The 14710-nt window shown below is 40.4% G+C and carries 6 protein-coding genes; 4 read left to right on the top strand and 2 right to left on the bottom strand.

Features of this window, described 5'->3' with window-relative positions; genetic code table 11:
• Positions 1-3 precede the first annotated feature (3 nt).
• From ACO1QW_RS20125 to ACO1QW_RS20135, 3 genes are all read left to right on the top strand, one after another.
• Positions 4-1302 (top strand): M16 family metallopeptidase, encoded by a 1299-nt coding sequence (locus ACO1QW_RS20125; protein WP_486261182.1) that lies wholly within the window; start codon positions 4-6, stop codon positions 1300-1302.
• A gap of 249 nt (positions 1303-1551) precedes the next feature.
• Complete coding sequence (locus tag ACO1QW_RS20130) at positions 1552-4380, top strand: TonB-dependent receptor (protein ID WP_486261183.1); 2829 nt, start codon at positions 1552-1554, stop codon at positions 4378-4380.
• Between the two features lie 126 nt (positions 4381-4506).
• Entirely contained in the window at positions 4507-4863 is a 357-nt protein-coding gene (locus tag ACO1QW_RS20135) for a phage holin family protein (RefSeq protein WP_486261184.1), read from the top strand.
• 5 nt (positions 4864-4868) lie between these two features.
• Here the strand turns inward: ACO1QW_RS20135 and ACO1QW_RS20140 are convergent, their stop codons facing one another.
• The gene (locus tag ACO1QW_RS20140) at positions 4869-5246 is read right to left on the bottom strand and encodes a hypothetical protein (protein WP_486261186.1); all 378 of its coding nucleotides are present in this window, start codon (positions 5244-5246) and stop codon (positions 4869-4871) included.
• Positions 5247-5449: 203 nt separating this feature from the next.
• Here ACO1QW_RS20140 and ACO1QW_RS20145 point away from each other — a divergent pair, with 203 nt between their 5' ends.
• Entirely contained in the window at positions 5450-7468 is a 2019-nt protein-coding gene (locus ACO1QW_RS20145) for an alpha-ketoacid dehydrogenase subunit alpha/beta (protein ID WP_486261188.1), read from the top strand.
• A 74-nt stretch (positions 7469-7542) separates the two neighbouring features.
• Here ACO1QW_RS20145 and ACO1QW_RS20150 read toward each other — a convergent pair whose 3' ends face one another.
• Positions 7543-14472 (bottom strand): ELWxxDGT repeat protein, encoded by a 6930-nt coding sequence (locus tag ACO1QW_RS20150; protein ID WP_486261190.1) that lies wholly within the window; start codon positions 14470-14472, stop codon positions 7543-7545.
• Between the last annotated feature and the right edge of the window lie 238 nt (positions 14473-14710).

The raw sequence follows: 14710 nt of genomic DNA on the forward strand, positions 1-14710 counted from the left end.
AACATGAGTGTAACAACAGAACAGCTAAACAGAAGCATAGCTCCAATAATAAAAGACGCTACAGAATTTGATCTTAAACTAAAACCTTACGATAAATACGTGCTTGATAATGGCGTGGAAGTTTACGCCGTTAATGCAGGAACCCAGGAAGTACTTAGCCTTGAATTGGTATTCAGCGCAGGCAACTGGTTTGAGCAGCAGAACAATGTGGCTGCAGCTACCAACTTTCTAATTAAGAACGGAACAAAAAATAAAACAGCTTTTCAACTGAACGAACATTTCGATTACTATGGTTCTCATTTAAGTCGTGGTTGTTACAATGAAAACGCAAATATCGTTTTGCATTGTATCGACCGGCATTTTGCAACACACCTGCCGGTTATTGCTGAAATGATCACCGATGCTATCTATCCGCAACACGAACTGGATATTTACAAACAGAATATGAAGCAGCGGTTGACTGTGAATTTAAAGAAATGTGATTTTGTTGCGGGACGACTTATCGATGAATATGTGTTTGGAAAAGATCATCCTTATGGTGTATACAGTAACAAGGAAGATTATGATGCGTTGCAACAGGAACAGCTCCAGGCCTACTATAAAAAATATTATACCGAAGGTAAGTGTATCATTTTTGCAGCCGGAGTATTGCCTGCCGATTTTGAGCAGGAGCTCAACAAAACAATTGGTCAGTTACCACTGAATCAGAAAGAAATTCCAACCATCATTCATCCGTTTGCACCTGCGGCAGAAAAGAAATACAGGATAGCAAATGATCCAAATGGTGTGCAAGGTGCCATTCGTTTGGCGCAACCGTTTCCTAATCGTCATCATCCCGATTTTCAACCGATACAAGTGTTAAACACATTGCTTGGTGGCTTCTTCGGGTCACGTTTGATGAGTAACATTCGTGAAGACAAAGGTTACACGTATGGTATTCATAGTTACATTCTCAACCATATTGGCAACACAGCATGGATGATCAGCACCGAAGCAGGAAGAGATGTGAGTGAAGCAACTATTACAGAGATATACAATGAAATGAAAGACCTGCGTGAAGAACTGGTGGATGATGAAGAACTGCAGTTGGTAAAGAACTACCTTATCGGTACCATCCTAGGCGACCTTGACGGTCCGTTTCATATCATTGGCCGATGGAAAAATTTGATCTTGAATGGTCTTGATGAAAACTATTTTTACAAATCCGTCAATATCATCAAAACCATTTCGGCGAAAGAATTGCAGGAGCTGGCTAATAAATACCTGCATCCTGAAAAGTTTTACGAACTGGTAGTGGTATAAATAATTATTGTTTTATGTTAGCGAAAGCATTTTACGTTTTGTGGAATGCTTTCGTTTTTTTACGCATGATCTTCACCGGTACCTGGACAACATCATTCAAAAATAAATAGCCATCGGCATCTTTTTTCGGCGATTAATGCTTAAATTTCATATAGCAAATGATCGCTTCTTAGTTCTGTAGAACCACCCCTCCTGAACCCTCTTCTGTTCGCATTGTTACTCGTTTTTTGTCAAACTAAAACATATGCTATGAGCAAGAGAATCTTCTATGTCGTTCTGTTATTTCTACCCATCTTTTCTGCGGCGCAAAAAGTAATTACCGGTACAGTAAAAGACGACAAAACAAAACAACCACTGCAAGGGGCTTCTGTTCTTGTAAAAGGCGGTACAGCAGGTACCACAACCAACTCATCGGGCGAATTTTCGTTGTCAGTTCCATCACAGGCAAAATCAATTACTGTAAGCTATGTTGGCTATGAAAGCAAAGACATTGTTATCGGTAATAATACAACAGGCTTGGAGATATTGTTGCTGGCAACAGATCAGTTAACCGATATTGTTGTGGTGGGCAGTCGTAACCTCAGCAGAACAAGAACAGAAACACCCGTTGCAGTAGATATCATTCCAATCACACAAATTGCCAACCAGGTAGGCCAAACAGATCTTAACCAGATACTCACCTATGTTGCGCCCTCTTTCCAGAGCAGCCGGCAAACCATTGCCGACGGAACAGATCATGTGGACCCGGCCCAGTTAAGGGGATTGGGAACTGATCAAATACTGGTGTTGGTGAATGGTAAACGTCGTCATCAAAGCGCTTTGGTAAATGTAAACGGTACAGTTAACCGTGGACAGGTTGGAACCGATCTTGGTGCCATTCCTGTTACAGCTATTGAACGTGTGGAAGTGTTACGTGATGGGGCAGCTGCACAATATGGAAGCGATGCAATAGCTGGTGTCATCAATATTGTATTGAAAAAAAATACAGGTGTACTAGGTGGTAGTGTTTCTTACGGACAAAACGTAACGAAGTATCCAAAAGATTATGCATTGTATAAAACAACCAACAGAGGAGACGCTCCTGATCTAAAAGTAAATGATGGTGGTACTTTCCAGGCCGGCCTGAATTATGGATTTGGATTTAAAAACAATGCATACATCAACTTAAGCGGTGAATATAACCTTCGTGATTTTAGTAACCGAACCGGAACATATACTGGCCAGATTTATCCAACAGTTGGTGGGCAAATAAAAGACGATAGTATTATGGCTGCAAGAGGTACCACCCGAAATACATTTGATATGCGTATTGGTAATTCAAGAATTGCAGGCGGTTCGGTGATGATGAACAGCCAATTTCCTTTGGGTAACGGCTGGAACCTGAACATATTTGGAGGCTATAATAAAAAGAATGGTGAAGCTGCAGGCTTTTATCGTTACCCCAATTCAATATTTTTACCTACTGGCGCAGGTCCAACCTACAGAGGCGAAGCATTAGAACTTTATCCTGAGGGATTTCTTCCTCTCATTCAAACAAACATCCAGGATTATTCTATATCTGCTGCTTTTGAAGGAAAGGTGGGTTTATGGAATGCGAGCTTTAGCGAAACGTTTGGTGTAAACACATTTGGCTTTACAATTGATAATTCTGTCAACTATTCACAATTTGCTATTCAAACTCCTACCAATGCACAAACAAAATTTGATGCGGGTGAATTGAAATTTCAACAGATCACTTCTAATATCGATTTCAGCAGAAATTTTAATGTGCTCCATGGAATGAACCTTGCATTTGGTAGTGAATTGCGGGTTGATCAATACGGACAAAAAGCAGGTGAAGAATCATCTTATAAAAATTATGACATACCATCTGCAGCGGCAGCAGGTGCACAAGTGTTTGCTGGATTTACTCCACCCTTTGCCGGCACATTCAGCAGGAATAATATTGCCTTGTATGCAGATGTTGAACAGGACTTCACCCGTGCATGGATGGTAGAAGCTGCATTGCGTTTTGAAAACTACAGCGACTTTGGAAGCACATTAAATTACAAACTTGCTTCACGTTATAAGATCGCTGATAAATTTACTATTCGTGCAGCAGCAAGTTCAGGATTTAGGGCACCAAGTATGCAACAACGTTTTTATGCAAAAACAAATACATTATTTGTATCAACGCCGGGTGGATTGGTAGCAACAGAAAGTGGAACATTTCCCAACGGAAGTGCACCAGCAAAAATTCTTGGTATACCTGAGTTGAAAGAAGAAACAAGCAGAAACTATAGTGCAGGTATTACAGCAAAACCATTTACAGGTTTAGAAATTACGGTAGATGGTTATATTATTGAGATCGATAACAGGATTGTACTCTCCAACAACTTTACAGGTGGTAATGATCCTGCTTTGCAGACATTGCTAAATGCAGCAGGTGCACAAACAGCAAACTTCTTTACCAATGCAATTGATACACGTAATAAAGGAATTGAAGCAGTGCTTAATTATTCATTCAATGTAGCCAGAGATCATAAGTTTCGTTTTACTGCTGCTGCAACGTTTATTGATAATGAAGTGCGCAAAGGAGCTGATGGAAAACCAGTCATCAAGGCAAGCCAGATATTGATCAACAGTGGCCAGTTAGGTAATTATTTTAATCGTGAAGATCAGAGCCGGATTGAAGTGGCTAATCCAAAATCAAAAGCAAGCTTTATGTTGAACTATAAGTTCAAAAAATTCGGCGTGATGGTGCGCACTGCTTATTTTGGAAAAGTAATTTATCTTGATCCAACAATAAACCCTGCTAACCCGGGAGCATTTCCAATGAATGCATTTAACAACAACCAACGTGAAACACTTGACCAGGAATTTTCACCCAAAACAGTAACAGATCTTTCGTTGAGTTATGAAATCGGAAAATTTTTTACGGTGACTGTTGGTGCTAATAATATTTTTGATGAATACCAGGATCTGCAGAAACATTCAAGTAATATGTCGTTAGGACGATTCATGTATAGCCGTCGTGTGCAGCAAATGGGTTTTAACGGCCGGTACTTATTTGCACGTATTGGGTTCAATATTCAGTAATACTATTTTAACTACTAGCAAACGGCTTGTTCATTCCCGGACAAGTCGTTTTTTCATGTTCAGATAATTTGGAATATCAATTATAGTAAATAGTATCTTTAATTTTCATTCTGAAAGCATCAACGTATGAAGTTTGTTTTAAAAGTTCTTATCACTGCTGTTAACGCCTTTGTATTGGCCTACCTGTTGCCGGGCATCAGCATCAATCATTTTTTTACAGCTATTGCAGTTGCGTTTGTATTGGCCTTGCTTGATGCTGTTGTAAAACCTATTCTTGTTTTATTTACATTACCCGCCACCATATTCACCTTAGGTTTATTCCTGTTTGTCATCAACGCCGGTATCATTCTGCTCGATGCATATTTTGTAAAAGGATTTATTGTGGATGGTTTTTGGTATGCATTGCTCTTCAGCATTTGCTTGTCCATCATTAATTCTATTGTGCACAAAATGGTATTGAAAGAAGAAGCGAAAGAAAGGTAGATATATTACCGTACCATTACCCTGGCGGCAAAGCGTTGAGTGCGATTTTCCAACACACATTGATAAATGCCTTTAGGCAAATTGCTGAGAGAAATGCTAGTTGTTTCCAGTCCCTCATCAACCATTACCGCTTTCACCACTGCTCCACTGCTGTTCGTGATTTTTAATGCCGATCTGAATTGTATGCGTGGGAAAGCAAATTGCCAATTGTTGCCCTGCAGTTTTACTTTTAATTCAGTAGCTTTAAAAACAACCTTCTTATTGCTACCATCAACAGGTTGGTCTTGAGCCATACTGGTTAATGGAAGCTGAAGGGCTACGGTAAACAGTGCAAAAAGAATTTCCTTTTTTAAACGAAACGAAACCTGAACTTTGTTTTTCATGTGAGGATATTAAATTGATTTTAGCCACATGTTATTCGCCATAAAAGAATCGCTACCTGTCACGATAATTTTATGGCTCATTTCATGTGAGGATTTTAAATTTTTTAATTTGCCACATCGAATTCACGCCGGAACGGTTGCTTTTATCATAAATCATAATTTCTCGTTTCCGACATTCATTTCATCAGACATTTAATTTTAAAATGCTCTTCGAACGCAAAAACCTTACCAACACTGAATTAACGGGGATTTATAAAAGCTTGCTATACCCCAGATTAATCGAAGAAAAGATGCTTTTATTGCTCAGGCAGGGAAAAATTAGCAAATGGTTTAGTGGAATTGGGCAGGAAGCAATAGCTGTTGGTGCCACCTTAGCACTCGACTCCGATGAATGGATCATGCCGTTGCATCGTAACCTCGGTGTATTCACCACACGTAATATGCCGCTGCATAAACTCTTTATGCAATGGCAGGGCAATAAGGAAGGCTACAGCAAAGGAAGAGAACGAAGTTTTCACTTTGGCAGCAAAGAACATTATGTGTGCGGTATGATTTCACATCTTGGACCGCAGCTGGCCATTGCTGATGGTGTAGCCTTGGCACATAAACTTAAACAGGAGCAGAAAGTGTCATTAGCATTTACGGGTGAAGGTGGTACCAGCGAAGGCGATTTTCACGAAGCATTGAATGTAGCAGCAGTTTGGGATCTGCCGGTAATTTTTATCATTGAAAATAACGGTTATGGGTTAAGCACCCCCACAAACGAACAATACCGTTGTGAAAGTTTGGTAGAGCGTGCAAGAGGCTATGGCATGGATGGAGTGAAGATCGATGGTAATAATATTTTGGCGGTAATCGATACTATAAAAGGTGTACGTAATTATTGCATTGAACATCAGAAGCCATATTTGATCGAGTGCATGACCTTTCGCATGCGTGGACATGAAGAAGCCAGCGGAACAAAATATGTACCCAAGCATTTGTTTGACATATGGGAAGAAAAAGATCCTATTAAGAACTTTGAAAACTATTTGTTGCATGAAGCGGTGTTAACGGAAGATGACGTTACTGAAATACGTACTGAATTAAAAACGTTGATCGATAGCGAGCTCCAATTGGCAAGCCAGGCCAAAGCCATGGAAATTGATACGGAAAAAGAATTGGATGATTTGTTTGCAGAGTCGATAGTCGATAGTCATCAGTCTTCGGTACAGAAGCTCGATCATTCAGACATCACTCATTATTCATCCTTCACTACTCAGGACAAACGTTTTGTTGATGCCATCAAAGAAGGTCTTCACCAAAGCATGATGCAACATTCAAATCTTGTATTGATGGGACAGGACATTGCCGAGTACGGAGGAGCGTTTAAAATCACTGAAGGGTTTATCGAAGCGTTTGGTAAGGAGCGTGTACGCAACACACCGATCTGCGAAAGTGCCATTGTGGGTGCAGCTCTTGGTTTAAGTCTTGAAGGTTACAAAGGATTGATGGAAATGCAGTTTGCCGATTTTGTAACAGTAGGTTTCAATCAAATTGTAAACAACCTGGCGAAGATCCATTACCGTTGGGGACAAAATGCTGATGTGGTGATACGTATGCCCACCGGTGGTGGTGTTGGTGCTGGGCCTTTTCATAGTCAAAGCAATGAAGCATGGTTTACAAAAACTCCAGGATTGAAAATTGTTTATCCATCAACTCCATTTGATGCAAAGGGTTTACTGATCGCTGCTATTAATGATCCTAATCCTGTTTTATATTTCGAACACAAAGCATTGTATCGTTCAGTAAGTGGTGATGTGCCGGAAGAATATTATGAAGTTGAAATTGGTAAAGCAAGACATGTACGTAGTGGTGATGAAATGGCGATCATTACTTATGGTGCTGCTGTGCATTGGGCAGAAGATTATGCAGCAGAGCATCCCGAAATTTCCATTGATATTCTTGATCTGCGTTCGCTTGCACCATTGGATTATGCTGCGATCCGTGCAGCGGTGCAACGCACCGGTCGTGTTTTGTTGTTACATGAAGACACGCTGGTTGGTGGCATTGGCGGTGAAATTGCAGCATGGATCGCAGAGCATTGTTTTGAATTACTCGATGCACCGGTGATGCGTTGCGCAAGTTTGGATACACCGATACCATTCAATATTGAACTGGAACAGAATTTCATGGCGAAAGCAAGGTTGAGAGAATATGTTGAGAAGTTAATGAGTTATTAAGCCGATAAATTCAGTTAAATAAAAAAGCCCCACAAATTAATGTGGGGCTTTTTATGACCATCAATTCTCACAATTTAATTGGGACTTATAATTTTCCCTGTTGCAACTTGCTTACCAATACTAACCTTGTAGAAGAGTATTGCATAATTCATGTTGCTATACTTCACTGTATTTCCTTTGCCTTTCACAACATTTGCTTTACGCTCACTTAGTTTTTGCCCGGTAACTGTAAACATTTCAACTGTTGCCACACCATCTTCCGGCGATTCAATGCTTAGAGTAAAGTTGCCGTTATGTGGGTTAGGATATGTATAAGCGCTTAACATTGTCACGTTTACTATTGGTGGTAATATTTCTTCACGTGAATCCGCAGCTGCACTGGTAGTTTCAATGGGCTGCAATGCACTTACGTTTAAATTGTAACATACAAAGGAAAGGTTGGCGGTTGTTATGCTTACAAAGTAGGTAGTACCCGCTGCAAGCTGGTAATGTTTCTCATTATTTCCGATGACACTTACCGGAGTAATGGCAGGTGTATTGTTACCCGCAGCATAAACATTAAAGCTGTAGACCGATGCCGGGTGCGTGATCTTAACACTGTACAAACCTGTTGTACTTCCTGGTGCAGTAAATTTAAACCAGTCGGCAACATCATTGGCAATTGCTAATCGTGCGCTTACCTCAGTACCAACAGGTATTATTTTTGCCTGGTTCTTACTGTTATTTCCTTCAAATTCATCAGCACCACTATCTGTTATTGATACAAGCTTACTAGTTGTACATCCATTTGCATCTGTAACAGTCACTGTATAATCTCCTGCATATAACCCACCGATACTGTTTCCATTGATCAAATTACTATTTACACTGTATGTATAAGGAGCAGTACCACCGCTACCTGTTGCAGTAATAATACCGAGGCTGCTACAACCAAGCGCATTGGTTTTGGCTGTTGTAAGAGCTAATGCAGAAGCAGGTTGCGTAACAATATAAGGTTTGTTAATAAAGCAACCGCTTCCATTGTCGGTAATTCTGACACTGTAATTACCTGGTGCCAGGTTGCTGATAGTTTGTGAGGTTGAACCAGTATTCCATAAATAACTAAAGCCTGATGATGAGTTAGAACCTCCACTTGCATTGATGGAAATGGAACCATTAGCTGCTCCACGACAGGTTACATTTTTTATAGTTTCACTTACATTAATAACATTGAAACTTGGAACTGTTACCTGCAGTTCATAAGTGCAAAGATTTTTATCTGTAACGACAAGTTTATATTTATCTGCAGCAAGACCACTAATGTTGAGTTGTGATGAAGTGAATCCGCCGCCGTCTCTTGTCCAGCTATAACTATAAGCAGACACACCACCACTAACTGTAACGTTTATTGCGCCTGTACTTGCCCCAAAACAAGTGCTTTGAATACTGCCGACAGTTGCAATAAGCTGCGTTGGCTGGGTTATAACTTTTTCAACAAAGCCAACACAACCGCCAGCGTCCTTAACTGCTATATTGTAGGTTCCTGGTGCAAGGTTGTTGAATGTAAACGGTAATGAACCCTCAACAAAGTTTATTCCACCGTCTTTGCTGAACATGAACGGAGCAGTTCCGTTTGCATTGGTAACTGTAATAGTACCATTCGCTTCACCAAAGCACTTAACATTTGCAACAGAAGCTGATGGATTAAATGCTTCCGCTACTGTTAATGTAACTGTTGCAGTAGTTACACAATTGTTTGCGTCTTTTACGGTGACAGTGTAACTACCTGCCGGTACACCACTGATATTTGAAGATGTTGAACCATTACTCCACAGGTAAGTATAACCTGGAGTGCCGCCACCTGCATTTACGGTTGCTATGTTAGAGCATGCGGAAGATTGGTTGGCTATGTTTGCAGTTAATGCAGTCGGCTCTGTTATGGTCACAGTAATAGTGCCCGGGCCATTTGCTTCCGGATCGGTGATGTAAATGTTTGCACCATTACCATCCAGTATTGCCAAATGATAAATACCCGCCAACAACCCAGTCGGGTCTTCATCATGCGAAACAAAATTGGCGTCGTCTTCTTTGGTCCACGTATACGTAAATGGAGCTTTGCCGTAAGTGGTGGTAATGTTGATACTTCCATTGGCAGCACCATTGCATGTTGCATTGGTTGATCCGTTTAATTTTATTAATGTTGGATAACCATCACATGTATTAGGAACCGGTTGAAAACCTGTGGCTGCATCATTATCAGTGCCATTGGTTAGCCAGGGCGCAAAATCCAGATTAGCAGTTAGAGGAAGTTTGTTGATAAAATCCTGTGCTGCTGCGGAACCGTACCAATTGCAGGAAGCATTCACTACCTCTCCTACATTGCTATGGTTAATACTCATAGAGTCTCCGGTGAAACTGTTGTTATTTACGTTTACAGTAGCGCCGAACGGAAGATTACCAAAACCTACATATGGATCTGCTCCAGCTACAGCATCGAATACAACAAAGGAATGTTTAAAACCATGTACTTTATTGTTGCGAATATTAACAACAGAGCCGGTTTGTAAGAATGAAAAGTTTCCGTTATCTGGATGCAAAGTAATTGCAGGACTCACAGGCAAATCAATTCCTTCTGTTTTTGGTTGCTGATTGATTCCTGTTAAATTGATTTCATTTTTTTCAACCACAGCATTTAACAGGTTACCACGAAGCATAATAGGACGAATGAGATGCGCCGGTACCGAACTTAAATCTCCACTAAATGATATTTTATTATTCCGTATTGTTAATGAAGGGTTTAAAACACTGTTCATAAAAATTAAATTCATACTGCCCAGTATGGTTGTAGTGCCTACAATAGCCGTACCCGTAATACTATTACCTTCAACTGTAAACGATGATGTAGCGCCAACCGCATTACCGCCTTGTCGGTTGTATTGAACAAAAGGAACAATGCCACCACTACCATCTAGTGTATTATTGTTAAATTCAATTGTGGACATTTCCGCAAATGAATTATTTCCATTGAATGCAAAAATTGAATTCTTGAAAACATTCTTATTTATATAGGTGTAATATCCAACGCTATTAGCAAAGATTGCGGAAGCTGCCCTGTCAAAAATATTATTATTGATATTTAGGTAGGCTACAACGCCTACATTACCAATTGCAATACTGTTTTGTGTACGCTCTGTACTACCTGTTACCACAAATGAATTATTATTAATATTCACACCGCCAAAACGGTTTACCCGCACTGAATTTCCAGAGGAAACATCTTCTTTTTCAAATCTGTTTTCATTTATTGTCAATCCCCAGTTAACAAGGGAAGAAATACTTGTGCCGGTACCTGAGCCAAGGAAAACGAATGCAGGGAATATGCTGTTTAATTTTACCCGGTTTCTGCTCAAAGTAATACCTCCAAAAGATGCATTATTCAAAACAACAGCATTACCGGTTGGGGTAAAGGTTAAACCCGTAATGCTTATGCCATCTGCACCAATGTTCCATGTTGAGTTATCGATGATTGATTCTGCATTACGTACCGGATTAATCAGTAAAGGATCAGATGAACTATTGGGCGATGCATTATAATTTGTTCCAATAATTTGAACCTGTTTACCTATCGTCGTGTTTTGTATTGAATAGGTTCCTGCATCTATATAAATGGTAGCGCCCGGCGATGCTTTTGTAAGCGCTGCATCAATTGTTGCTAAAGGAGCTGTGGGCGTGGTACCTGCATTCGCATCATTACCAACTGCAGTTGTAAAAAGATCTCCTGAGGTGCTGTTGTCATTTACATAATAAATATTACTGCTTGCTCCGCATGTTTCATTATGCTGAAATCCGGGTTGGCTACTGGCATCTGTACCATCAATAAACCACGGATAGTATGTAACACCGGTATTTACTTTTGTAAGAATAGAGGTTGGATTAGTTGTACCATACCAGTTACAGTTGGCAGTAATATTAGCTCCACCTGTTCTGTTAATTGCCAGCGCTCCCGTGCCTGTAAACGCATTTTGTGTAATACTTGCATTGGATGCGGAGATTTGTATGCCACTGGTAACGTATTTATTGAATAAATTATTGGTTGCCGTCAATCGACCTATTGGACCAAAATCCATCCCGGCCCATAGGCCCGAAGAGAACCCTGCGTTATTTGCAGTGATTGTGTTATTATTAAGTATTGCAGTAAGGTTTGTTCCTTCCACATTTACTGCTATATATTCTGCATCAATGGAGTTGCCTTCAATCATAAATGTCTTTGCAGCAGGGTTGGTAGCAGGATCAATCCTTACAAATAAGCCCTGATTTCCGCCTTGCAGTTTACAATTACGCACACTTCCGCCACTTTGTATTATGATGGGTGTTACTCCTACATTATAATTACCGGTTACAGACACATCTTTGATATTTACATCGCCGATATTTTGTGCTGTTTGTATTACGCCCTGTTCAGTAAACGGACCAGGAGGCGCAACTGTTGTAGCAGGTTTCAAAATAGAAGTGAGGGTTTGACCTGCACCTATAATTGTAATTCCTTTTGTAATGGTCACCTGTTCGGTATAGGTTCCCGCATCTACATAAATAATATCATCTGCAGCGGCAGCGTTTACGGCATACTGTATAGTAGCAAATGGTGCAGACGGAGTTCCTGCGTTGGCGTTATTGCCAACAGCAGTCGTAAATAAATCACCACCTAAACTGTTATTATTTACATACCATGTATTACCCGGAGGGCAGGAAGCGGTTGGTTGAAAACCTACGTTGCTGCTACCATCAGTTCCACTGGTTAGAAAAGGTGTATAGTTAACCGTTCCAATTATTTTCGATGCTACAGTTCCTGCATCAGAGGAACCAAACCAATTACACGTAGCAAGTAATGTATTGCCACTGTTTCCATTTCGGTTGATAGCAATACCTGCGCCTGTGAAACTATTCTGGTTAATCGTGCCATTATAACTGGCTCCTGAAATTCCAATGCCATATGAAGCATAATTATTAATGATGTTGTTTGTAACCGTTAGTGACGGCAGTGGCCCGAAATCAAGCCCTGCAAAAATGCCGGAATAAAATTCTGTAGTATTTGTAATGGTATTGTTTTTTATAAGTGCTGTTAGCCCCGCTCCCTGGCAATTAATTCCAATACCCTGCGGCTGAATAAAGTTGTTTTCAATAACTGCTGTTTTTGTTGCAGATTCTATACGGAAGAAAATACCCTGACCTCCTTTTAGTAAAGTGCAATTCTTTACGCTGCCACCGCTTTGTATAACGATGTTTTGTGAAGCATTATTACTGTTTATAGAAAGACCGGAGATATGCACATCGCCAATATTCTGCGTTGTTTCAAATAATCCTATTTCGGTAAACGGCCCGGGTGCAGGTACTAATGAAGAGGTTGGTGGCGTAAAAAAGGTAAGCGTTTGCCCTGCACCAATAATAGTAACTCCTTTATCAATAATAACCTGTTCTGAGAAGGCGCCTGCATCTACATAAATAACAGCACCGGGAGCTGCTTGCGATATTGCATATTGCAAACTTGCATAGGGCGCTGCTGCTGTACCTGCATTGGCGTTATTACCAATGGCGGTTGTAAACACATCACCTGCGGTGCTGTTATCGTTTACATATAACTTGGTCTTTATATTCTGAATACCCCCCGAGTTATCGTATTTAAATACTTCAAAGCCATTCACTCCGTTATTTGCTGCAAAATAAACCGGGTTGCCGGGTGTTAGTAAATTTGGTAAAGAAGAACCGGAAATATTTATATCTGCCGCTAGTTTAGTATTAGCAGCAGTACCATCTGTAATCCACAATTCGTTACCTGTTAAACCATTTGTTGCCTGAAACAAAATGGTTCCATTGGATTCAACTAAGAAAGAAGGGTTGCTGCTGCCCGATCCCGGTAAAATATCTTCCACCATTGTAGCAGCGGAACCGTCATATTTCCATAATTCAGTTCCATTTGTTCCGTTGTTAGCAGAAAAATAAAGAGCGTTATTGAAAACAGTAAAATTAATCGGGTTAGCACTTGCTGCACCTGGATTAATATCTGTTAAGCGAACTGTGCCCGCTTCGGTACCATCTGTTTTCCAAAGCTCTCTTCCGTTGCCGTCTTGTCCCGCAAAGTATAAGGTAGAACCCATTCTGGCAAAGGCAGGATAAGTATAGTTGTTGCCTGTACCTATTAGTTTTAAAGGAGCAGTACCTGCAGCAGTACCATCACTTTTCCATAATGTATTTTGACGCACACCGCTAACAACACTGCCAATGAGAATATAAAAAACATTGCCTGCCGGCATAATAAATCCTTCGACGAAAGCAGCAGTTGTAAAATTATAAACCATGTATGTGCCGGCAGGAGTACCATCACTTCTCCACAATTGATCGACTCCCGTACCTCCTGCATCATAAACGATGAAATAAAGAATATCGTTAACCGGGGTAAGAAAAACTACATCTGGTACTCCGTTAAATGCACTGAAATCATACACTAATGAAGTGCCTGCTGCTGTTCCATCTGTTTTTCGTAAATAAGCATGGTTGAGGTTATCAACCGGGCTTTTACTGATAACGCTGTAATAAGAATAAGCTCCCATTGAGTTTATCTCTACTACGGGTATCTTGTTGTTGACAGGTTGAAATCGTTCGATAGCCACAGTTCCCGCCTGCGTACCATCGCTTGCCCATATTTCGCCATAACCAGCAATATTGTCGCCAGCAAAAACAGTTTTATTTGCCAAGGGGGTAAGCTTATCAGCTTTTGTACTGATATAACCGGGATGGGTAAGATTTAGTTTAATAGTACCTACACTTGTTCCGTCTGTACGGTACAAACTTCGGTCGGTAGGAGCCCCACCATCGTTTTGATTAAAAAAAGTATAGTTACTTGTTTTAACTATTTGCTGTATACTACCGCCGGCAGAACCGGGAGCAACATCTTTCAGCAATAGAGGGTTTTGAGAAATGGCGGCCATGTAAGCACACAGCAATAGAGTGCAGAGAACGACTTTTTTCATAAAAGCAGTTGATAGTTATGCAATATGGTTTGGGTTACAGGAGTGATCCTGTTGTTTGCAGAGGGTTGATCAATTATTCCTTTGGCTATTCAGGGATGGATGGACACAGTATGCCTTTTAAGCATATAGAAGTCGCATTGTTTTGAATTTTTTTAACTGTAATTATCCGGAAGGTAAATGATTGATATAAGGCCGTCATTATTACTGACGTACATTAAAGAAAGATAAATTTCTAATG

It is taken from the genome of Lacibacter sp. (assembly GCF_057361365.1).

Excerpts from the sequence above, each read along its gene's own strand:
- ACO1QW_RS20140 (WP_486261186.1), bottom strand. The coding sequence starts at position 5,246 with ATGAAAAACAAAGTTCAGGTTTCGTTTCGTTTAAAAAAGGAAATTCTT.
- ACO1QW_RS20125 (WP_486261182.1), top strand. The coding sequence starts at position 4 with ATGAGTGTAACAACAGAACAGCTAAACAGAAGCATAGCTCCAATAATA.
- ACO1QW_RS20130 (WP_486261183.1), top strand. The coding sequence starts at position 1,552 with ATGAGCAAGAGAATCTTCTATGTCGTTCTGTTATTTCTACCCATCTTT.
- ACO1QW_RS20145 (WP_486261188.1), top strand. The coding sequence starts at position 5,450 with ATGCTCTTCGAACGCAAAAACCTTACCAACACTGAATTAACGGGGATT.
- ACO1QW_RS20150 (WP_486261190.1), bottom strand. The coding sequence starts at position 14,472 with ATGAAAAAAGTCGTTCTCTGCACTCTATTGCTGTGTGCTTACATGGCC.
- ACO1QW_RS20135 (WP_486261184.1), top strand. The coding sequence starts at position 4,507 with ATGAAGTTTGTTTTAAAAGTTCTTATCACTGCTGTTAACGCCTTTGTA.